Raw genomic sequence first — 23,192 nt, 5'->3', positions numbered from 1 at the left:
TATAGCCAAAGCCTTCCTCGACTTCACTCTTGTCGGACACTGCATCGTCCAGCGACGTGCTACGATTCTATGTTCAGACTCTAAAGACTTTAAAAGGAGGGCGGACGAAGGTCTTGCTAACGATATAGTCAGACGGCTTACCTAGCGACACAATGCTCTCGCCCTCCACGGCCACAATCTCTAGCGAAACTACAAAATTGTTGCCGCATGAACTAAATTTATACGATGTTTAACATCGGACATTTAGAACATTATCTATAATCCGATGCAAAGGTAAGAGCGAACAAGTTCGAGCGACAAATTCCCGATTTTGTTCTCAGCCAAATTCTTGCGTCCCTTCGGTAGCAAGAGCGACCATAGGTCGAGCGGCAAATTCGGCTTTACTTGTGGCTAATCCTTCGGGATGACTTCGGGTTTCGTTCGGGTTTCCTTAGTTCTGCCTACTACTGCTTACACTCCGATTTTTTCAACCTTCTCACCTTATATCTTCTTCGTATCTTGTCCGAACCTTCCGGCTTACTTGCCCGAACCTTCTCCGTACCCTGAACGTAACTTCCGGCTTGCTTGAACGTATCTTGAACGTAACTTGAACGAACCCTGAACGTATCTTGAACGTACCTTCCCCGTAGCTACTCCGTTCCTACCCCGTAGCTACCCCGTATCTTCCGGCTTACTTCTCCGTATCTTGAACGTACCTTGAACGTAACTACTCCATACCTTTCGGCTTGGTACTCCCTTGGCATCCCCTTACTTTCGGCTTACCGTCGGCTTACTTCAATATAGCTTGCCTCTATGTAAAATCTACCTTGATACGAATAATCAACTTTCAAGCTCCAAATTTCAATTAAATAAAATTGTCAATTGTCAACTGTCAATTCAAAAGAATTTTCAACTGTCAATTGTGAATTGCTAAATCAACCTGCTTTCTATTGCCGCCAAGACATTCGCTTCCGGCTTGTCGGGCATCGAAACAGACCTTTGTCTTTGTAAACTCAGGACAGTTGTACGAGTCGAGCGACTCGCGATAATGCTTCTTAGGGTTGCGTTGCGGCAGCAGGAACGGCTTTGTAGCCTTTCCGTCGTCGCCTATGCATGCGAAATAAGCGTTGGTGTACATTCCGTCTATCCTACGGCTTGAGAACACAAACCAATGGCTCTGACTGCTCCAGTTATGAAAACTCTCGGAGTCATCGCTATTAACCTCTTTCAAGGCGCGAGTGTTGCCGTTGCGCAAGTCCATTATCCACAAATCGGACTCCTTGTGGTTTACCGGAAAGTTTCCACAGTCCATGGCATTATACATCAGCCACTTTCCGTCGAACGACGGACGGGCAAAAGTGAAACTCTTGTCGAGAGACTCGGCGTTGAGGAGCGTGTCTACCCTCTCGCCAAACGTTCCGTTAGCCGGGTCGAAGTCTATTTTGCAAAGACTGTATTTCATCTTCTCGTAATCGACAGGCACGTTGCATAGTTTTGACGTGCTGAAGAAAATGGCGGTTCCATCGGCAGAGAAAACAGGATATGTCTCGAAATTGGGCGTTTGCAGACGGTTGTCGAGCAAGAGCTCGTTCTTCTTTACATCGTAAACCAGAACGTCGCTTATAAGGTCGTAAACCTCTATCCGGCGTTTGTTACCAACGAAGAATGCCTGAAATATAGTGTTTACCGACGAAACGATATAGTTGCCCGACGGATGCCAATAGCTGTAGCTCATGTTTGCCTTGGTGCTGTCGGTCTTGGTGTTGAGCCACGTCTGTTTGCCGTTCTGCTGAAGCATCGTTCCGCTCTTCTCGCCGCGGACGTGCAACAGGAACTCGTCGGCACTTGCGCGGTTGGCCGTGTGGCAGTTCATACATTGCCCCGGAACAGCATCGACGGTAAACATCGGCTCTTCGTCGAAAGAGTGGATATCGCGCTGGTAGATGCCTATGTCGCCGCCGCACTCGTAGCCCGGCGCAATACGTCGGTATGTTATTCCGTAGTCGTCGAGGCGATGGCGGCTCACGTTCATCACGAAACTCTTGTAGCGTGTCCACTTTCCGTCTTTCAGAGCCGACACCACGAACGAAATCTGTCCGCCTATGTTACGCTCGGTAAGGTCGTGCCACTCTTCCACGTCAAAATCGGCATATTCGCCCTGAACGTGCAGCTCTCCGCCCTTGCTTCCGGTGACAACCACATCAACGAGCGTAAAGGCATCGTCCTTCATTCCGAAATCCATCGGTGCGATGCCTGCCGGAATAGTTACGCCCACATAATCGGGAAAAATCTCGGGCTGCGTGCCGCTCTCCGTCGGATTCTCGACCTGCTTCATGCACGATGAAAGCAGGGCAACGATGGCGAGTAGATATATCTTCTTCATTTTCTTAGTGTACTGAATTGTTTTCGTTTATGTTTACGCCCATCTCCTGCGCCCTCTGCATGAACGAGTGCAGATAGTCGGCATAGTTTGAGTACCTTACGTTTCCTCTCTGCTGAATACAACGCACGGCATCGGCATAGCCCTCGGGCATTTCTCCATAGCCGCCGTACTGACCAGCCCAGCCCAGATATTGCATGAATCCTTGCGCATCGCAGTTAAGGAGCGTCTGCCCCAAGAAGTATTCGAGCGCCATCTTGTTCTTCGGATTGCATTGGAACAACATTCCGAACATCTTGTCAATCTCGTTGTAGTTATACAGAAAATCGTCCTTGTATCTGAACGCTTTAAGATGAGGGCTCACGGCGGCCTTCTCTGCCCAATCACGATAGAAAAGCGAATGTCTGAGCATGACGAGATGCTTTTGCGCCACATCGTTCCAGCCGTTGGCAAGACAACATTCGGCAATACGCTTGGTCATTCGTCCGCTGCTCTTGCCCGTCAAGATGCTTTCCTGAATGTCGAAGGCATATCGCATACACTCGTTTACCATTCCAAGATGATAGAACGTCTCCATTGTAGGTATGCACGTCAGATTATCGCGCACAAAGCCCATAGCCAAGGCATCAGGACCGCTCTGGTAGAACGAGAACATACGGTAAGGCAACTGCCCTGTCTTGGCAAGTGCCAGATTTACGCATACCGAGCCATAGTTGTTCTGCATCTGATGGTTCTCTGAAAGCGAAATTATGTCGTTCCATCGCTCGTTTCTTACCAGATAGTCGAGTTTCAGCACTTCGTATTTCTCCTTGTCGAAGCCGATTTTATCGGCACAAAAAGAAAGGACTACAGCCGAGAGTATTGCCGCATAATCCAGATATCTTACATTCTGCAACTTTTCTGATGCAAGGGAAAGCAGAACAACCGCCAAAGGAATTACAAACTGTAGCGCAGGATATGTCATCGGCACAGCATAATAGCCAATTCCGAAGAAAGCCGACAGAACGGGATATTGCAGCAGAACGACAAAGGCAAGCACCGCCGCCACGATTGCGGAATATGCCGCAAGTGCCAGTCCGAAGTACAGTTTCTGCCGAATTGACCGAAGCACGATGTAAAGCCAAGCCATCGGTCCGGCAAGCCAGAACAACGCCGGGACAACGACAATATCCGAATAAATCGGCATTTTTTTCATGGCGAGATATGCTGCAAGCGAAAGAATCGTCGCCATCATATAGGCAAGAAGAACATTCTCGTCGCCATAATGCCAAAGCATCAGCACGCACGGAACAAGAGCGAGCGACGGTTTCATCACGCGTGAAAGCAGGACGTAAAGCAACACATAGACGAGTGCCAACATAGCCGCTCCAAGCCACTCAACGTAGTAGAACTGAACGATGAATTCGCCCAAATAGGCAGCAAGTCCGCCCATCTTGCTCACATCCGACACGAGATAATCGGCGGTAAACAAAAAAAGTTGGTTCTGCTCCTGATACGACATAGCATGAGGATAGCGCACAAACCAAAACAAGAACACGCCGACAAACATGGCAACGGCAAGAACAATTCTGCTGTTGCGACCAAGATAATTGACAAAATTCTTAATATTCATCAGAGATTTTCAAATATGTGCAAATTTATTCATTTCACCCCGATGCACAAACTTGCGGTGTTACAAAAAAGTGCCAAGAATGTTCTAAAGATGAATATTTTATGTAAAAACGGACTTTGCAGACTGCAGTCGGCTCTACATCTGCCTCAACGACAGGCAAATTAAAACTTGCAGATTGCAACAAAATGCACATAAATGCTTATTTTTGCAGAAAACAAAAGCAGAATCGCGCACATGAACATCGTAATAATCGGAGCCGGGGCAGCAGGTTGCTTCGCCTCTATCGAAATAAAAAGACTGAATCCATCGGCACAAGTAACCGTTATTGAGAAGCACAGCAAGCCTCTCGCAAAGGTTGCCATAACCGGCGGAGGGCGATGCAACCTCACAAACTCGTTTGCCAACGTAAAGAGCCTTGAGCAAGTCTACCCGCGTGGTTTCAGACTGATGAAAAGGCTGTTTCACACGTTTTCGTATGCCGATACCTACGCGTGGTTCGAGAACGAAGGCGTGCAGCTTGTTACGCAAGACGACGAGTGCGTTTTTCCGCAGTCGCAGAACGCCATGGAGATTGTAGGCACTCTGCTCAGACTGATGGAACGGCATAAAATAAGGCTTTTCACCGGCACGGAGGCGAAAAACATCCATTTTAACGAAGGCAAATACGAGATTGAGACGAACGGCAGAACGCTCTCTGCCGACAAAATCCTCGTAACCACCGGAGGCCATCCGACAGCCAAAGGCTTCGAGATGCTTAGCGGATTCGACTTAGACATCGTTCAGCCTGTTCCAAGCCTTTTCACTCTTAACATAAACGACGAGAGTCTGAAATCGCTTATGGGAACTGTGGTTGAGAACGCGCAGATAACGCTCGTCGGCACAAAGATAAAGTCGCAAGGCGCGCTGCTGATAACGCATTGGGGAATAAGCGGTCCGGCAACGCTCAAACTGTCGGCTGCTGCCGCACGCATTCTGGCTAAATCGGACTACAAGGCTTCGGTAAGCATAAACTGGCTCAACGGGCAGAACGATGAAACCGCGACAAATATGCTTCGCAGCATGACGGCAAAGAACGAAAAAAAGCAGATTTCATCAGCATATCCAACCGAGCTGAATGCCCGTCTATGGAAACATCTGCTCGACAGAGCGCACATCTCGCCCGAGATGCGATGGAAGGAACTCCAAGGCAAGTCGCTCAACATGCTCGTGCATCATCTCACCAACGACGAGTATCAGGTTACGGGGAAAAGCAAGTTCAAGGAGGAATTTGTGACGTGCGGCGGCGTTGCACTCAGCAATCTAAACCAAGAAACGCTCGAAGCAAAGAAATACAAAGGTCTGTTCTTTGCCGGCGAGGTTACCGACGTAGATGCCATAACCGGCGGCTTCAACCTTCAGGCGGCATGGACTATGGGCTACGCGGCGGCACACGGAATATGCAACGACTAAAAAAACGAAAAGCTTCACAATAACGCTAATCTCACGACCGGCAGAAATGTGAAGCTTTTTCTAATCATTCAATCTTACAAATCTTGTAAATCACTAATCAATCCAATAATACCCTAATAATACCTTTTATTCTTTTTTGAATTCTATAGAAACCACAATCATAAAAACTGTTTTTAATCCTTGTTTTGCACGCAAAATTACAATATCATTTTTCTCGGCAAGGAAGAAAATCCCTATTTGCTTGGGGCATTTCCCTAAAAGTTGCTATTTTTGCAAGAAAATAAGAATCATATTCAAAATGTTAAAAGAAATACTGATTTTTGCCGCATTATCATCGTCAGCTATCTTCTGCAATGCACAGAAACTGAGCAAGACAGCGCAGGAACTCGAAAAGCAAGGATATGTTAATATTCACACTTTGGACAAGACGATAGTCGTAGACTTGATGTACTCGCGCGCCGACAACTTCACGGGAAAAGTGCTATATACCGACCTGAAAGAGGCTTATCTCGAGAAAGAGGCGGCAAAGGCTCTGATGAAAGCGCAGAAAATCCTACATCAGAAATATCCCGACTACAACCTGAAGGTGTGCGACGCGGCCCGCCCTATGCACATCCAGGCGCAGATGTGGAAGGTGGTCGAGAATACCAACAAGCAACGATATGTGAGCAATCCGGCACACGGCGGAGGACTTCACAACTTCGGTCTGGCGGTAGACATTACCGTGGTAGACAAGAACGGCAAGGAACTCGACATGGGAACGTGCGTTGACCATCTTGGCAAAGAGGCGCACGTTAGCACCGAGCAACAGATGATTCAGCAGAAGATTCTGACAAAACAGCAGGTTGCCAACCGCCGCATTCTGCGCAACGCCATGACAGCAGCCGGTTTCCACGTCCTGAACTCGGAATGGTGGCACTTCAACTTCAAAACAAGGGCACAATGCAAGGCTCTGAAATACAAGGTTATTCCGTAAATCCCAAGAAATGCAAGAAACATTAGAATTCATCGAGCAGCATAAGCACGACAATGTGCGCGAACTTGCGTTGAAATCGGCAAAAAACAAGAACATCAACCTTCAGTATGCCTTGGAGCAGATCGAGGGCTGGCAGATTGCCGAGCACAAGATTCCCACATGGGCAGCAACAAAGGGCATCGTCTATCCGCCGCACCTGTCTATGGAGCAATGTTCGAGCGAGGAGACGGCACGATACAAGCAGAGGGTTATCGCCAAGATAAACACCTCTGACAGCAGCCTCAACAACTCGATGGCTGATTTGACCGGTGGATTCGGCATAGATTGCAGTTTCATCGGCTCGATGTTCAAGAAAGGAACTTACGTTGAACGACAGGAGCATCTATGTAAAACAGCCGAGTCTAACTTCAACTTGTTGAACCTCGAACATATCGAAATCATCAATACCGACGGATGCCAGCATCTCGAAACGATGGAACCGGTGAATTGGCTTTATCTCGACCCGGCACGACGGAGCGCATCGGGCAAAAAGACGGTTCTGATAGAGGAATGTGAACCGAACATCATAGCGTTGGAACCGCTCATTCTCGACAAATCGGACTATGCCATGATTAAGCTATCGCCGATGCTCGACCTTTTTCAGGCGGTTCAGAAACTGGGAAGCGTCTGCCAAATTCACGTTGTTGCTGTACGCAACGAATGTAAGGAACTTCTGCTTATTCTGAGCAAAGACGGACGCAACATAGCCGCAGACGACATTCCAATACATACATTCAACATATCTGCCGATGGAAGCGCGCAATTTTACGCCTCAACCATCAGCAAAGAGCAAAAAAGCAGTTGTCCCGTAACCGATGAAATCGGCGCATTTCTGTACGAGCCTAACTCAGCCATTCTGAAAGCAGGACTTAACCGCTCGCTCGCCGCCCGATTCGGCGTTACGAAGTTGCACCACAACAGTCAGCTTTACACTAGCAACGCGCTCGCCGAGGATTTTCCGGGACGAATATTCAAGGTTGACGGCTTCTGCTCGTTCGGCAAAAAAGAACTGAAAGAACTTACCAACGGCATAACCCAAGCAAACATAACCGTGCGCAACTTTCCGAGCACCGCCGAGGAACTTAAAAAAAGGCTGAAGCTCAAAGACGGTGGAAGCGTGTATTTGTTTGCCACCACCACGGCAAGCAACAAAAAAACAATTATAAGGTGCAGTAAGTAATAAAAAAATTAAGTATATTTGCCCCCTAACAAAAAAACAATACAAGAATATAATGTCATCGATAACTGTTAGAGAGGTATCTTCGAAGAAAGATCTCGATACCTTCATCTGCTTTAATTATGACCTGTATAAGGATAATCCTTACGCAGTTCCGGAATTACATTCGGACTTGATGAAAACATTCTCTCCTGAGGGAAACGCGGCGTACGAATTCTGCGATGCCAAACTGTTTCTTGCCTACAAGGACGGGAAAGTAGCCGGTCGAGTTGCAGCGATAGTAAACCACAGAGCCAACGAAACGTGGAATCTGAAGAAAGTAAGATTCGGATGGATTGACTTTATTGAAGACATCGACGTGTGCAAGGCTCTGCTCGAAAAGGTTGAGGAATTTGGCAGACAGCACGGAATGAACGAGATTCAGGGTCCGCTGGGATTCACCGACTTCGACCGCGAGGGAATGCTCATCGAGGGCTTCGACAAACTCGGCACAATGTCAACCATCTACAACTATCCATACTACCCTAAGTTCCTCGAAGAACTGGGATACAACAAGGATGCCGACTGGATGGAGATGAAGATGCAGGTGCCCGACCATATTCCAGAGAAATATGCGCGTGTGAGCGAACTCACACTAAAGCGATACAAACTGCACATCAAGAAGCTGAACGGCAACGACGACATCTTCAAGAAGGGCTACGGACAGAAGATTTTCAACGTGCTGAATGCGGCATACGCACCACTGTTCGGTTTCTCTAAGCTTACGCAGAAGCAGATTGACCAGTACGTCAAGGAATATCTGCCGATGGCTGATATGCGCATGATTACGCTCGTTGAATCGGACGAGACAAACGAACTTATCGCCGTGGGTATCTCAATCCCATCAATCGTGCGTGCTCTTCAGAAATCAAGAGGAAAACTGTTCCCATTCGGATGGTTCCACATTCTGAAATCACTCAAATGGAAGCACGAAGACGGCGTTGAACTTCTGCTGATTGCAGTTCTGCCCGAATATCAGGGCAAGGGAATCAACTCTCTGCTGTTCAACGACCTCATTCCGGTTTACCAGAAGATGGGCTTCAAGTGGGCAGAGACAAACCCTCAGCTCGAAGAAAACACCAAAGGTCTGGCACAGTGGACATATCTCAACCCCGAGATTCCGAAGCGCCGCCGCTGCTATACCAAGCCACTATAGATTATAAACCAAAAAGATTTACTAAGTAAATGGCAGAAGAAGAGATAATTCCAAGCCAAGAACAAACTGTTAATTATACAGATGACAACATCCGCCACCTGTCGGACATGGAGCATGTCAGGACACGTCCCGGAATGTACATCGGAAAACTGGGCGACGGAAGTCACCAAGAAGACGGAATTTACGTCCTGCTGAAAGAAATCGTCGATAACTGTATCGATGAGTTCAAGATGAACGCCGGAAAGCGCATCGAGATTAACGTGGAAGACAATCTGCGCGTAAGCGTGAGAGACTACGGACGAGGCATTCCGCAGGGAAAACTCATCGAGGCGGTAAGCGTACTCAACACCGGAGGAAAATACGACAGCAAGGCGTTCAAGAAGAGCGTCGGCCTGAACGGCGTGGGAACAAAGGCGGTAAACGCCCTTAGCTCGCACTTCGAGGTGCGCTCGTACCGCGACGGAAAGGTGCGCACGGCAACGTTCGAGAAAGGTGTGCTGACATCCGACAAGACCGAGGATACGCAGGACGAGAACGGAACGTACATCTTCTTTGAGCCCGACAACACTCTGTTCAAGGACTATCAGTTTCACAGCGAATTCATCGAGGTTATGCTGCGCAACTACACATACCTCAACACAGGCCTTGCCATAATGTACAACGGCCGCAGAATACTGTCGCGCAACGGTCTGGAAGATTTGCTTAACGACAACATGACGAATGACGGTCTTTACCCTATCATTCACCTTAAGGGCGAAGACATCGAGATTGCCTTCACGCACTCAAACCAGAGCGGCGAAGAGTATCACTCGTTCGTAAACGGACAGCACACTACCCTTGGCGGAACGCATCAGTCGGCTTTCAAAAAGCACATTGCCGAGACAATCAAGGACTTCTCTAACAAGAACTTCGACTACGGCGACATCCGTAACGGACTCGTTGCAGCCATCGCCCTAAACGTTGAAGAACCGATGTTCGAGAGCCAGACTAAAATCAAGCTCGGCTCGCTCACCATGGAGCCTAACGGCGGCGTGAGCATCGACAAATATGTAGGCGATTTCGTTCACGAGCAGGTAGATAACTTCCTGCACAAAAATCCAGATATTGCCGAGGTCTTGATTCAGAAGATTTCGGAGTCGGAAAAAGAGCGCAAGGCCATGGCTGGAGTAGCAAAAATTGCACGAGAGAGAGCAAAGAAAGCCAATCTGCACAACCGCAAGCTGCGCGACTGCCGCGTTCACCTGAACGATGCAAAGGGCGACCTTCTCGAAGAAAGCGCAATCTTCATCACCGAGGGCGATTCTGCCAGCGGAAGCATCACCAAGAGCCGCGACCCTAACACGCAGGCCGTATTCAGCCTTCGCGGAAAACCGCTAAACTGCTACGGTCTGACCAAAAAAGTGGTATACGAGAACGAGGAGTTCAACCTTCTTCAGGCTGCGCTAAATATCGAAGACGGTCTTGAAGGACTGAGATACAACAAGGTAATCGTGGCAACCGATGCCGATGTAGACGGAATGCACATCCGCCTGCTCATGATTACGTTCTTCCTTCAGTTCTTCCCCGAACTGATAAAGAAAGGTCATGTGTTCATTCTTCAGACTCCGCTCTTCCGCGTAAGAAACAAGAAGAGCAAGATAAAGAAGGCTAACATGCCAAAACTCGAGGAAAAACTCAAGGGCAAGGAAGAAGATAAGAAAGGCAGAAAGAAAGAAAACGAGTTCATCACGCTCTACTGCTACTCTAACGAGGAAAGAGCCGAAGCCATCGAACTTCTCGGACCAGACCCGGAGATAACCCGATTCAAAGGTCTGGGAGAGATTTCGTCAGACGAGTTCAAGAACTTCATCGGTCCCGACATCAGACTCGAACCCGTTTCGCTGCACAAGAGCGACCAAGTTCAGGAACTGCTCGAGTACTACATGGGCAAGAACACGTCGGAAAGACAGAACTTCATCATCGACAACCTCGTTATAGAGGAAGACCGTCCTGAAGAGGAACTGCTCTCGGAAGGCGAGAAATTCTAACAAAACAATCCGAAGAAAACGAATGAAAAGAGCTATCTTCCCCGGAACATTCGATCCGTTTACCATAGGGCACGCATCCATCGTGAAGCGTGCCATAACCTTTATCGACGAGCTCGTAATAGGCATAGGATACAACGAGAACAAAAGAACGATGTTCTCGATAGAAGAAAGGGAGAAAACACTTCGCGAACTGTACAAGAACGAGCCGAGGGTTAAAATAGCGTCATACAACGACCTTACCGTCGATTTTGCACGGCGAATGGAGGCACAGTTCATAATCCGAGGCATAAGATGCGTTAAAGACTTTGAATATGAAGAAACCATTGCCGACATAAACCGCAAACTGGCAGGAATAGAGACAATTCTGCTCTTTACCGAGCCGGAACTTACAAGCGTAAGCTCGAGCGTGGTAAGAGAACTTATAAGCTTCGGCAAGGACGTGAGCGCGTTCCTGCCACAACCCGATAATAAAGAATGAGAAAGATAATAATTGCACTACTAATGCTTGCCGCCAATACCATGATGGCACAGCAGACTCAGATAATAACGAACGACCGCAACGCTACGAACATGCGCAAGTTGCAGATTGCCGAATATCTGATTAACCACATGTATGTTGACAAGGTTGACGAGACAAAGCTCGTTGAGGATGCCATAAAGGGAATGCTCAACCAACTCGACCCTCACTCAACCTACGCCACTCCCGAGGAAGTAAAGAGGTTCAACGAACCGCTGAAAGGCTCGTTCGACGGCATCGGCGTTCAGTTTAACATGGCCGAGGACACCCTGCTCGTAATACAAACCGTGAGCAAAGGCCCTTCGGAGAAAGTGGGCATCCTTCCGGGCGACCGCATCGTTATGGTGAACGACACAGCCATAGCAGGCGTAAAAATGCCGAAAGAAGACATAATGAAGCGTCTGCGAGGTCCTCGCGGAACAAAGGTAAAAATCGGCATCGTGCGCCGCGGAGTTAGCGGAATTGCTGATTTCATCGTAACACGCGCTCAGATTCCGGTAACAACCGTTGATGCCTATTACATGATTACTCCAGAAATAGGATATCTCAAGTTCGGCAGTTTCGGACTCGAAACGATAAAAGAGGTTCACAACGCTCTCACAGCCCTTTCAAAAAAAGGAATGAAAAAACTGATTATCGACCTTCAGGGCAACGGCGGAGGCTTCCTGAACGCTGCGGTAGACATAACAAACGAGTTCCTTGCCAAGGACGAGATGATTGTCTACACGCACGGAAGAGCTGTCAGAAACGAGAGTTTCAAGGCTAATGGCGAGGGCAAATACCAGAAGATTCCGCTCGTGGTACTGGTTGACGAATATTCAGCCTCAGCAGCCGAGATTCTGACAGGCGCAATACAAGACCACGACCGCGGCTTGGTTGTTGGCCGCCGAACCTTCGGAAAAGGGCTTGTACAGCGTCCTATCGACCTTCCCGACGGCTCAATGATTCGTCTTACCGTGGCGCACTACTACACGCCTTCAGGACGATGCATCCAGAAGCCTTACGAGAAGGGTAACAGCGAGGATTATCACAAGGACATCATCCACCGCTTTAACAAGGGCGAATTTACGAACATCGACAGCATTCATCTTGTAGACAGTCTGAAATTCACAACACTGAAGCAGAAGCGCACGGTATATGGCGGCGGCGGAATAATGCCCGACTATTTCATTCCTCTCGACACAATGAAATATGCCAGATATCATCGCGAGGTGGCTGCGCACAGCGTTCTATACAACGTGGTTCTTCAGTACATCGACAAGAACCGTAAGTCGATGAACAGCAAATATCCAAACTTCAAGGCTTTCATGAAGAAATACGATGAAAGCGAAAAAATATTGAAGGAGATTAGGGAGAAAGCCGCAGAGCAGAAGATTACCTGCACCGACGACGAATGGACTAAGGCTAAAGAATCGCTCGCGCTGCAAGTAAAGGCGCTCGTAGCCCGCGACCTCTTCGACATGAGCGAATACTTCGAGATAATGAACGCAAACAACGCTACGGTTCAAAAGGCAATAGAACTACTAAGTAAGAAATAGAAGCTGTTTTCACATAAAGGCAAAATCCCTCTCTGCAAATTTCAGCATAGAGGGATTTTGCTTTATTCTTTCAACATAGCCAATGCCTTGTTTTCGTTCTCTTCCATTATTTCGCGCTCGCCGGGTCCTTTGTCGTTTATTCCGCAAAGGTGAAGGATTCCGTGGATAATAACGCGGTGAAGTTCCTCCTCGTAGGTTGCTCCAACCTGCTCGGCATTGGTGCGAACGGTATCGAGACTGATAAAGAGGTCGCCGCTGATGACATCGTCCTCATCGTAGTCGAACGTGATGATATCAGTATAATAATCGTGCTGAAGATACTGGCGGTTCACCTCAAGAATCTTCTCATCGTTGCAGAAGATATAGGCAATATCGCCCACCTTACGTCCGTGACTGGCTGCCACCTTCTTTATCCACGCCGTTGTTTCGCGACGCTTTATTGCCGGCATCTTTACGCCGTCTGTCTGATAACTAATCATATCTTTATTGTTTTTGATTTTTCCTTTCTGCAAATCTGTCGTACTTCAAGAATATTCCGGCAAGCACGGTGCCCGAAATTGAGTGATAGGCGCAACTGACGGCGCACGGCACCACACAGAGGATTGCCTCGGGCGTATGAGTCAGAATATCGGGGTTTGCAAAGAACGACGTGGCAAGAACCGTTGCCATTCCAGCGTTCTGCATTCCGACCTCTATCGAGATAGTCCTCTTTTTAGGTTTGCTGAAGCCGCAGAGAGTGCCAACGCCATATCCGAGGCAATATCCTAAGGTGTTGTGACAGAAAACGACTACCATAACAAGCAAGAACAGTTGTATTCCGTTTTCGACAAGTTGAGGTTTTACTGAACTCACAACGCCGCTAACAATCAATCCGAGGCAGAAGACGCTGATGCCGGGCATAACGCTCTGCAAATCCTTAAAAACGGGCTTATTGCCAAGCAACACGTTGCAGGCAAATCCGATGGAAACGGGCAAAATTGTTACGAGCAGGATATTGCAGAACATTCCCAACGCATCAACCTGAATCTGCGTGCCGGCAAGCCAGAGCACCAGCAGCGGGGTGACAATGGGCGCAAGAAGCGTAGAAGCCGTTGTCATTCCAACAGAGAAGGCTACATCGCCTTTGCAAAGAAACGACATAATGTTGCTCGAAACGCCGCCCGGACAGCATCCCACCAAGATTATTCCGGCTGTGAGATAAGGATTTAGCCCGAAAACGTGCGAGAGCGTGTATGCTAGCAACGGCATTATGGTGAATTGTGCGCACGCTCCGATGAAAATATCGAGCGGACGCGAAAACAGAATCTTGAAATCGTTGGTTGTGAGGGTAAGTCCCATCGTGAGCATGATGATGCCCAAAATAACCGAAGAGACATCGCCCTTAATCCACAAAAAAACATCGGGCACAAAAAAGGCAACCACAGCCACGGCAATGACGAAAACCGAAGTGTACGACGCAAGCCAGCGGCTGATAATCTGAAGCAACTTAAACATTATCTTTCTCGTTAATAAACTATTCCAGAGGCTTCTGACAAGCCTCACTAAACTGCAAAATTACAAATATTTGAGAAGAACGAAACAAAAAAGGCACATTTAACGTGCCCTGCCCGATGATTTCAGCCATTCAAGGAACTCACCTCGCCACTGCCGACATTCTTCCGTGCCCTTCTCGTCGCTTACACCGAAGCCGTGACCTCCTGTCTTATACTGAATATAACGATGCTCTATGCCCTTTGCCGTCAAAGCCGAGTCGAGCAGTTCGCTGTTCTGATACTTCACGATAGGGTCGTCAACACAATTTACGATGAAAGCACGCGGAGTGTCGTGCTTTACATGATGCTCAATCGACAGCGAATCGTTCATCTCCTTTGTGTGCCACTCGCCTATCAGTCCCTTTCGGCTGCGCTTGTGCATGTATCGCTTGTCTGTAAAGGTAACGACAGGATAAACAGGCACGACAAAATCGGGACGACGGCTTTCGAGCCAGCCCAATCCGGCATAATCGGTATTGAAATACTCGCCCGATGCCATTGCCAGATGTCCACCGGCAGAGAAGCCCATAACACCCACATCGTTCGGATTAACCGAATAGACCGCCGCATACTTGCGCACAAACTGAATGGCGCGCTGAACATCGACAAATGCATCGGGAAATCTGTTTCCGCGGAACAGAAGACGATAGTGCGATGCGTAGGCAAAGCCCGTTGCCACGCGATAATTCAGCACGAAAGCCGATATTCCGTTCTTCTGAAGCCATTTTGCCACACCCGTGCCCTCGGTCTCGGTATCGTGCCAACTGTAACTGCCGCCGGGACATACGATGATTGCCGTGTGTGGATTTCCGTCGTACTCGGCAAGATATGGCGTTAGGGTCACGCTCTTTGGATTGAGCGATGCCCACAGTTCCTGAATGCGGTTCAGTTTCTCGACGTTGTATCCGTTCTGCGCCTCAGCCGTGCCTTTCCCGAACATCAGGAAGGCGGCGAGCACGATGCAAGTATATCTTTTCATCTTAAAAATCGTATAAAACCGATGGCAAAAATACAACAAATTAGCAAGACTGCCGAATTTTTCACTTCTTCACTTCGAGCACATAAACCATCTGAGGCTCGGTCTTGACGGTTTTCTCGCCGTCGCCCTGCATCGTGTTCTGTACAAAAATCTGAAGTCTGCGCTTTTGTTTCCAAAGTTCGCTATCGATGCTCGGTTCCCATGCGTTTACGGTGAAATCGGTCAAATCGGAAAGTTGCCACTTGCCCGAATGAATATCGTCGGTGTAATACATCGACACTTTGCTTCCGCGTTCGGCATCGCGAACAATGTAAAAAGCCTTGTTTCCATCGACCGCCATTCGCGGACGCGCCACCGGAATCATCTTTGTTCCGCCCCCTTTCAGCGTGAAAGGCGTTTTTCGGTCGGAAACCTGCTGATTGTGCCAGCCCGACGCATCGCGCCACACAACGCGATATTGCGGGACATCGCTGTCTGCGCTGCGCCAATATGTCGCAATGTACGGATTTCCGTCGGCATCGGTCGACATACTCGTCTGGTTTATCAACTCGCTGTTCTGCGGAATGATGCAGGCATATTCGGCATTGTCTTTGTTTATTGGCAGTTGATAAAGCGAGCCGTCCGAACGCTTCCACGTCTTTCCGCCGTCGTCACTCTTGGCATAGCAGAGGTCATGGTTTGTCTCAACCATCCACGTCTCGCGCCACACCCACGAAACATGAATTGTGCCCTTTCCATCGACATAAAGCTGCCAATAGGCATTGCGTTTCTTCTCGCCGTCAATCAGAATATCCTGAAGACGAGACCATTTCTGACTTTTGGCATCGTAGCGATTCATCACAAGATTTCCTCTGCCCGATGCGCCCGAACGGTAGGCAAACAAAAGGTCGCCGCCTTTCAGATAGTAGAATTCGGGATAAGTAACGTCCTTCTCATCGTTGCCTGTCATTGGCATCAAATCGCCTAATTTCAGCGAATAAGGCGCAACGCTCCGGCAATATTTCAGGGCATTGCCGTGATGGTCGAACGAGACGTGAATATATCCGTTCCCATCAAGCATGATGCTTATGACATTGTGGGCATCCTGCACCTTTCCGCGATATTGCGAACGTTCAATCTGCCATTTGTCCTTTCCTTGCTTTCGCTTGCCAAGAGTAAGGAATCCGTCGGCATCGTAATATGCAATGTACTGCCAGCCTTTGTGCGTTACAAGCGAATTATTGCGAAAAACAGCCGTATTCACCGATGTCTGACTGTACGCCTTGGCAACCGGAACTAACTTCTGCGCCGATGAAACCACAGGCATTGACAGAAGTACGGCGAAAAGAAGATATCTGAAATTTACCATAAGTCTTTTGTTACGATTTCATCTTTCCATTGATGGTCTTTCGGGAACGGCTCACCTCCCCATGCCTTACGGTTTGTCCAGTCGTCGGCGGCATCGGTCCAGAACGGATGCGTTGCCGGCAGTCCAAGCGGAAGAAATCCGAGCGATGTCATGTACAGACTTCCGTTGTTTGTGTACCAATCGGCAACATTTGGCTGTCGTCCGCAGAAGCCGATAGTCAGGAATCCGCCTTCGTTAAAATTCTCCTTTCCATCGAACATCCGGTGCATCACGGCTGTAAGTGCGCAGCGAACCTGAGCGCGCGACATTCCGGCAGGCAGTTTGTCGTACCAAGCCATGAGAGCCAGCGGCTGAAGGCAAGCCATTCTGTAAGGAATGCTGCGACCAAAGACGGGGAATGTGCCTTCGGGCGAAATCATTCGTTCCAGAATGATGCTGAACTTCTGGGCACGTTTCTCGGCACGGGCGTAATAATCGGTATATTTCAGTCGCGAACCGTAATGCGACTCGGTCATTGCCCTGAGAGTTTCGAGATACATTGCATGGAACACAAAACTGCTGTAATAATCGAACGCGAACGTCGGTCCGTCAGAATACCATCCGTCGCCGACATACCATTCTTCGACCTTGCGGATGGCAGAATTTATGCGATATCCGTCGAATTCACCGCCAGCCTTTGCCATAAACGACTCGATTGTTGATGAGAACAGAAGCCAGTTTGTGTAAGGCGGGTCAATTCTTCGGAGAAGGGAGAATTCCTCGAGATAGCGTTTCTTTGTGGTTTCATCGAGCGGAATCCACAACTGGTCGTAGGCGCGCAGGAAACTCTCGGCAATATAGGCAGCATCGACCAACGGCTGCCCCTCTTTTCGCCAAAGCAGATAGTCGGGACTCTCGGGATTCACGGCATTGGCATAACTCTTCAGAGCCCACTCACGAAGTTGCTTGCGCTGCTTTCCCTCGGCTGTATCGTCATCGGGCAGCGAGAGCCACGGAGCAAGACCGGCCATCAGCCTTCCGAAAGCCTCCATGTAAGTAACACGTTTGTCGCGCTTGTCGAAACTTGGGCTGACCTCAACCTGCATATTTTTCTGCAGATTGCCCTCTGCCATGTTGCTTAGAATTGGCTTTGCCATCTTGTACAGAAGGTTAGCCCAATACTGGCGGTCGTTGCTTGCCTTAGGAGCCTCAGCCTCGAGAAAACGGACGTACTCGCACGATGCCAGAAGAAATGCTCCCACGCCGAAGTTGGCTGTCGAATTAGCATCTACCACCTGTCCTGGAATGGCTTTCTCGCCTATCGGCTGAACGTATCCTACGCGACCATCTTTCTGAAGCGCGGTGTTTTTCAAGAAATTCCACGCTTTCATCGTAACCGGCAGATATGTTTCACGGTCGAGATAGCCATTGTTAATTCCCCAGAACAATCCGTAAGTAAAGAATGCCGTGCCGCTTGTCTCTGCTCCCGGTGCATGTTCGGGATCGAGGATGCTACGCGTCCAATAGCCTTGCGGCTGCTGTGACTCGGCAACCGCCTTTGCCAATCGTTTATATCTGTCTATGAATAATTTACGATACTTGTAGTCCTGCGGAAGGTCCTGCAGAACCTTTGCGAATCCGGCCAAAACCCATCCGTCGCCGCGCGCCCAGAAATCTTTCTTTCCATTCGTGCTCTTGTGCTTAGGATAAGTGTATTTTGCATCGCGATAGTAGAATCCGGTTTCTGAATCGTACATTATGCTGTCGCTGTACAAAAAATACTCGTGCAGTTTGTCTAGATACTTTTTGTTTCCGGTAATCTTGTACATCTTGGTCATTACCGGCATAACCATGTAGAGTCCGTCGGCCCACCACCAATAGTCGTGCTTGGTGGTAGACATTTCGTATTCCATAACCTCGCGAGCGCGTCTTATGCGTTTGTCTTCGGGCATGATGTTGTACAAATCGGCATAAGTCTGAAAGCAAATCTGCCAGTCGCCAAAGAGTACAAAATCGTCCTTTTCACCGTAGGTATACTTCCATTTTGAGCGGTCGTTGCCTTTTGCTCCCTTCCATTCGTTGAATTCGGCCCATTTCAGCGAGTAATTCAGGTAATTCTTGTTACCTGTTAGTCTGTATGCTTCCATATTGCCCGTGTGATAGGCGGCATTGTCCCAAAACGAGCGGACTTCGGGTTTGTTGTTTTTCTGCCAATAATCGTTAACCTTGGCGATGATTTTTCTTACATCGGCTGCATTATCGGGCTTTGCGCACGATAACAACGGCACGATGAGACATAGCATCAAAAATCTGATTTTCATTATATAGTATTTGTTATATTTTAGCAATCGCAAATATAGCACATTTTATTTTTTTGTCAGAATTTCAGAAAATATTAGTAGAAAATTATCAGAAATACACACTAAATAATTACATTTGTCTACTTTTTAATAAAAACAGCAAAATGAAAAGAATAATTTCGGTTGTATCATTTTTTTTCTTACTGCAGCTTTTCTTCACCATACCGGCAGTGCTGCTGAGTTCTTTCGGAAATGTGATGAAGGGAATGACGGGCAGACCAAATGTTCCGTCGACAGATATAGACCCAACCATTTATGCCTGCGCACTCATAGCATTCAACATTTGCATGATTGGCATTTTGATGAAGACTAGATGGGTAAACAGCACCATTCGTTCGTGGAAGGAGATTGAAGCAAAGCATCTGCTTGCATGCATTCCTGCCGTTCTATTCGGCATCTTCGTTGTTAACGGAATTTCAGAACTGGCAGAACTGCAAGACAACAACATGGAATTATACAAGAGCATGGCTACAAGCATTCCGGGAATAATAACGATTGTAATTCTTGCCCCGATATGCGAGGAACTTACGTTCCGCGATGCCATTCAAGGATATCTGCACCGCAACGGCTACAAAGCTTGGCACTGCATTATAGCCAGCGCAACGCTATTCGGCATCATCCATCTTAATCCTGCACAGATTCCGTTTGCCTTCGCCATGGGGCTTTTCCTCGGATGGCTCTACTACCGCACGGGCAGCGTGATGCCGGGAATCGTATGCCATATTCTAAACAACGGTATTGCTATTGTCAGCATAGCTACGTCCGACAGCGACGAAACTCTCATCGAGACTCTTGGCACAACAAATTTTGTCATCGCCATGATTGTAAGCACAGTTGCGTTTGCGGTTCTCACATTCTGGCTTAACAGACATTTTGACAATCACCCTGAAATAACAATAGAAGAAAACATAGTACCAAACGAAGAATAACATGAAAATGAAGAAACTCGTATTAGCCATAGCACTTGGCGCGCTGTCGTCGGGCGCAATGGCACAGGAATTACCTCCGCTACCTGTCGACAAAGGCGTGCGAATCGGCAAACTCGACAACGGTCTTACTTATTACATCAGACACAATGCCTATCCAGAGCATCAGGCCGACTTCTACATAGCGCAGAAAGTCGGTTCTATTCAGGAGGAAGACAACCAGTGCGGTCTGGCTCACTTTCTTGAGCATATGTGCTTTAACGGAACAAAGCATTTTCCGGGAAACAACCTGATTTCGTATCTCGAAACCATCGGCGTAAAGTTCGGGCAGAATCTGAACGCTTACACCAGCGTAGACGAAACCGTCTACAACATAACAAACGTGCCTACGATGCGCCAAGGCGCGGTGGATTCGTGCCTTTTGGTTCTGAGCGACTGGGCAGGCGCGCTCACCCTCGACAAAAAGGAGATTGACAAGGAGCGCGGCGTTATTCACGAGGAATGGCGAGTAAGAACAGGCGCGCAGATGAGAATAATTGAGAAGATTCTGCCAAAACTCTATCCGGGCAGCAAGTATGCCAATCGACTGCCTATCGGAAAGATGAGCATTGTAGACAACTTCCCAGCCAAGGACTTGCGAAAGTACTATCAGAAATGGTATCGCCCCGACCTTCAGGGAATCGTGGTGGTTGGCGATGTTGACGTAGACCACATCGAGGCTAAGATAAAAGAACTCTTCGGCGGCTACAAAGTAGCAAAGAACGCGGCAGAGAGAGTCTACTTTCCTGTTGCCGACAACGACGATATGATTGTTGCCAGCGGACAGGACAAGGAACAGACTAACATTGTGGCATGCGTAATGTTCAAGCATTCGGTTACTCCCGACAGCGCAAAGAACAACGTTGCCTACATCATCGAACGCTACTATCAGAGCATAATTTCATCGATGATGAGCAGCCGTTTCCAAGAGATGTCGCAGAATCCCGATGTTCCTTTCGTGTATGCCGGACTGTCTAACGGCGGTTTCCTTCTTTCAAACCGCACAAAAGAGGCTGTCGAGATTAACGCCGTTGCAAAGGATGGCAAACTCGAAGACTGCTACAAAACCATATACCGCGAGGTGCTGCGAATGTGGAAGCACGGCTTCAACGCAGCCGAATACGACCGCGCACGCAAGGACTATCTTGGCGGACTGGAGCGCAACTACGCCAACCGCAACAAGCAGGAGAACAACTCATACACCGGAGCGTACATCCGCAACTTCCTCTCGTGCGAGCCAATCCTTAGCATCGAAGACCGCTACTCGCTGCTAACCAACATTGCGCCGCAGATTCCGGTAGAGGCAATAAACGAGTATTGCAAGATGCTCTTCAACCCAACTGCCGACAAGAATATGGTAGTGATGAGCCTTCTTCCAGAGAAAGAAGGAGTCAACTATCCTGATGACGAAAGCCTGAAGGAGAGTCTGAAATCTGTAAGAAACGAAGATTTGACGGCTTGGGTAGACAATTCAAAGAACGAGCCTCTAATAAGCCAGATGCCTGTCGAAGGCAAAATCGTAAAGGAAGAGAAGGCTGATTACGACTTCAAGGTTTGGACTCTTAGCAACGGATGCAAGGTCTACGTCCGCAAGACTGATTTCAAGGACAACGAGGTTCGCTTTGCTGCCGTAAGCCACGGCGGAGAAAGCATGTACGACACAAATGAAATCAACACTATCAACCTGTTCGACCAAGGCATCAACGCATCCGGACTCGGCAACTTCAGCAATCTCGAGCTTCAGAAGGCACTCAGCGGAAAGCAGGTAAACGTGGGCGTAAATATGAGTACTAACAAGGAGTCAATCTCTGGAACGTCAACTCCAAAAGACTTGGAGACTATGTTCCAGATGACTTATCTGTATTTCACCAACGTTAAAGCCGACCCTGTAAACTATGCTTCGGAAATGAGCACTCTGCACACCGTTATTGCCAATCGCGCAGCCAACCCAATGACGGCCTTCAACGACAGCATTACAAAGACGCTCTACGACAACAATCCGCGCATACAGAACCTTACTGCCGAGATGATAAAGAAGGCTGACTACAACCGTATGCTCGAAATTCACAAAGAACGATTTGCCAACGCTGCCGATTTCCATTTCGTGGTTATCGGTAACTTCGAGGAAGATTCGCTCAAATCATACGTTCAGAAGTATATCGCTTCCCTTCCTGCATCTAAAGACAGAGAAAAGGCTATAGACCGCAAGCTTTACACTCACAAGGGCGTGCGATGCAACGTATTCAAGCGCAAAATGGAGATTCCGCAGGCAACGACAGCCCTCGTGTGGATGGCTCCATGCGAGTACAACACACGCAACCGACTTCTTGCAAACATCGCCGGACAAATTCTGAGCAAGAGATGTCTTGATGAAATCAGAGAAAAGAACGGAAAATCATACTCGCCAAGCGCAGCAAGCGGCGTTAGCTTCGACTTCAAGCCAGAGGCAAGAATCCAGATTTTCACGGCTTCAAATCCCGACGGATATGAGGAAACCGTAAATCAACTTAAAGAAATTCTGAAGGGAATGACCGAAAAGGTTGACCAGATTGAACTCGACAAGGTTAAGGAATTCCTTATCAAGGATAACAAGCAGAGTTTGAAGAATAACAACTATTGGCTCAGCCTGATGACCGAAAAACTTCTGTACGGCTTCGATGTGCGCACAGATTTCGACAAGGTAATTAAGTCGATTACAACCGACGACATCAAGTCGTTCACAAAATCGGTAATCGATGCCAACAACATGATCGAGGTGGTTATGATTCCTGAATAAGACTATTGCAGTCAGCTGAAAACATCAGCAAAGAGCAAAAAATTAGAGGGTGTGTCAAAATAGGCACATCCTTTTTTTATATCAAAGCCCCGACTTTCTCAAGCCAGGGCTTCGTTATGTCGTAAAGTTTTCGTATCTTTACAACATGCAATATAAAATGCAACAAAGATACCACTTTCGTCCGTATTCTCCAAATCAGACGATACTTTTTCCTCAGAGAATCGACAAGGACATTGCCCAGGACGACCCAGTCCGTCTTGTGAGCAGCGTAGTTAACAGTTTGGACTTGAGCGGTCTTCGCAAGCTGTACAAGGAGCGTGGCCGCAGCCCTTACGACCCGAAGATGCTTCTGGCCGTAGTCATC

General features: G+C 48.2%; 16 protein-coding genes and 1 pseudogene. 10 read left to right on the top strand and 7 right to left on the bottom strand.

Annotation, left to right across the window (positions count from 1 at the left end):
• Positions 1–895: 895 nt before the first annotated feature.
• Both T538_RS0112280 and T538_RS0112275 read right to left on the bottom strand, forming a co-directional pair.
• Positions 896–2,362, bottom strand: coding sequence for a TolB family protein (locus T538_RS0112280; protein ID WP_031534063.1), 1,467 nt, complete (start codon positions 2,360–2,362; stop codon positions 896–898).
• A gap of 4 nt (positions 2,363–2,366) precedes the next feature.
• Positions 2,367–3,971, bottom strand: coding sequence for a DUF6057 family protein (locus T538_RS0112275; protein WP_031534064.1), 1,605 nt, complete (start codon positions 3,969–3,971; stop codon positions 2,367–2,369).
• Positions 3,972–4,205: 234 nt separating this feature from the next.
• On the opposite strand from T538_RS0112275, the gene T538_RS0112270 reads away from it, so the two are divergent.
• The 7 genes from T538_RS0112270 to T538_RS0112240 all read left to right on the top strand — a co-directional run bounded on the left by T538_RS0112270 (position 4,206) and on the right by T538_RS0112240 (position 12,889).
• Positions 4,206–5,420, top strand: coding sequence for a BaiN/RdsA family NAD(P)/FAD-dependent oxidoreductase (locus T538_RS0112270; RefSeq protein WP_031534065.1), 1,215 nt, complete (start codon positions 4,206–4,208; stop codon positions 5,418–5,420).
• A 298-nt stretch (positions 5,421–5,718) separates the two neighbouring features.
• Positions 5,719–6,396: a M15 family metallopeptidase gene (locus T538_RS0112265; protein WP_031534066.1), complete on the top strand. Its 678-nt coding sequence runs from the start codon at positions 5,719–5,721 to the stop codon at positions 6,394–6,396.
• 10 nt (positions 6,397–6,406) lie between these two features.
• Positions 6,407–7,615, top strand: coding sequence for a THUMP-like domain-containing protein (locus tag T538_RS0112260; protein ID WP_031534067.1), 1,209 nt, complete (start codon positions 6,407–6,409; stop codon positions 7,613–7,615).
• Positions 7,616–7,667: 52 nt separating this feature from the next.
• Positions 7,668–8,807, top strand: coding sequence for a GNAT family N-acetyltransferase (locus tag T538_RS0112255; RefSeq protein WP_031534068.1), 1,140 nt, complete (start codon positions 7,668–7,670; stop codon positions 8,805–8,807).
• Positions 8,808–8,836: 29 nt separating this feature from the next.
• Positions 8,837–10,834: a DNA topoisomerase IV subunit B gene (locus T538_RS0112250; RefSeq protein WP_031534069.1), complete on the top strand. Its 1,998-nt coding sequence runs from the start codon at positions 8,837–8,839 to the stop codon at positions 10,832–10,834.
• A 22-nt stretch (positions 10,835–10,856) separates the two neighbouring features.
• Positions 10,857–11,312: a pantetheine-phosphate adenylyltransferase gene (gene coaD / locus T538_RS0112245; RefSeq protein WP_031534070.1), complete on the top strand. Its 456-nt coding sequence runs from the start codon at positions 10,857–10,859 to the stop codon at positions 11,310–11,312.
• Entirely contained in the window at positions 11,309–12,889 is a 1,581-nt protein-coding gene (locus T538_RS0112240) for a S41 family peptidase (RefSeq protein WP_031534071.1), read from the top strand. The genes coaD and T538_RS0112240 overlap by 4 nt, the downstream gene beginning before the upstream one ends.
• Positions 12,890–12,951: 62 nt before the next feature.
• On the opposite strand, the gene ybeY is transcribed toward T538_RS0112240, so the two are convergent.
• The 5 genes from ybeY to T538_RS19240 all read right to left on the bottom strand — a co-directional run bounded on the left by ybeY (position 12,952) and on the right by T538_RS19240 (position 19,030).
• Entirely contained in the window at positions 12,952–13,368 is a 417-nt protein-coding gene (gene ybeY / locus T538_RS0112235; RefSeq protein WP_031534072.1) for an rRNA maturation RNase YbeY, read from the bottom strand.
• A gap of 4 nt (positions 13,369–13,372) precedes the next feature.
• Positions 13,373–14,383: a bile acid:sodium symporter family protein gene (locus tag T538_RS0112230; protein ID WP_031534073.1), complete on the bottom strand. Its 1,011-nt coding sequence runs from the start codon at positions 14,381–14,383 to the stop codon at positions 13,373–13,375.
• Between the two features lie 99 nt (positions 14,384–14,482).
• Positions 14,483–15,400, bottom strand: a complete 918-nt coding sequence (locus T538_RS0112225; RefSeq protein ID WP_031534074.1) for an alpha/beta hydrolase — start codon at positions 15,398–15,400, stop codon at positions 14,483–14,485.
• Between the two features lie 61 nt (positions 15,401–15,461).
• Positions 15,462–16,706, bottom strand: coding sequence for an alpha-l-rhamnosidase (locus tag T538_RS0112220; protein WP_034539115.1), 1,245 nt, complete (start codon positions 16,704–16,706; stop codon positions 15,462–15,464).
• Between the two features lie 35 nt (positions 16,707–16,741).
• The gene (locus T538_RS19240) at positions 16,742–19,030 is read right to left on the bottom strand and encodes a DUF2264 domain-containing protein (protein WP_369795002.1); all 2,289 of its coding nucleotides are present in this window, start codon (positions 19,028–19,030) and stop codon (positions 16,742–16,744) included.
• 161 nt (positions 19,031–19,191) lie between these two features.
• Between T538_RS19240 and T538_RS0112210 the strand changes: the two genes are divergently transcribed.
• The 3 genes and pseudogenes from T538_RS0112210 to T538_RS18445 all read left to right on the top strand — a co-directional run.
• Positions 19,192–20,016, top strand: a complete 825-nt coding sequence (locus tag T538_RS0112210; protein ID WP_031534077.1) for a CPBP family intramembrane glutamic endopeptidase — start codon at positions 19,192–19,194, stop codon at positions 20,014–20,016.
• Positions 20,017–20,023: 7 nt separating this feature from the next.
• Positions 20,024–22,828 carry a M16 family metallopeptidase gene (locus tag T538_RS0112205; RefSeq protein ID WP_034539118.1) on the top strand — a complete coding sequence of 935 codons (2,805 nt, stop codon included), beginning with the start codon at positions 20,024–20,026 and terminating at the stop codon, positions 22,826–22,828.
• Between the two features lie 157 nt (positions 22,829–22,985).
• Positions 22,986–23,192: pseudogene (locus tag T538_RS18445) on the top strand (IS1182 family transposase); the annotation flags it as partial.

Origin of the sequence: Bacteroides sp. Ga6A2 (genome assembly GCF_000702225.1) — a bacterium.
Taxonomy (GTDB): Bacteria; Bacteroidota; Bacteroidia; order Bacteroidales; family Bacteroidaceae; genus Ga6A1.
Note: the sequence above shows the minus strand (reverse complement) of the source record. Positions and strands in the feature narration are given on the sequence as shown.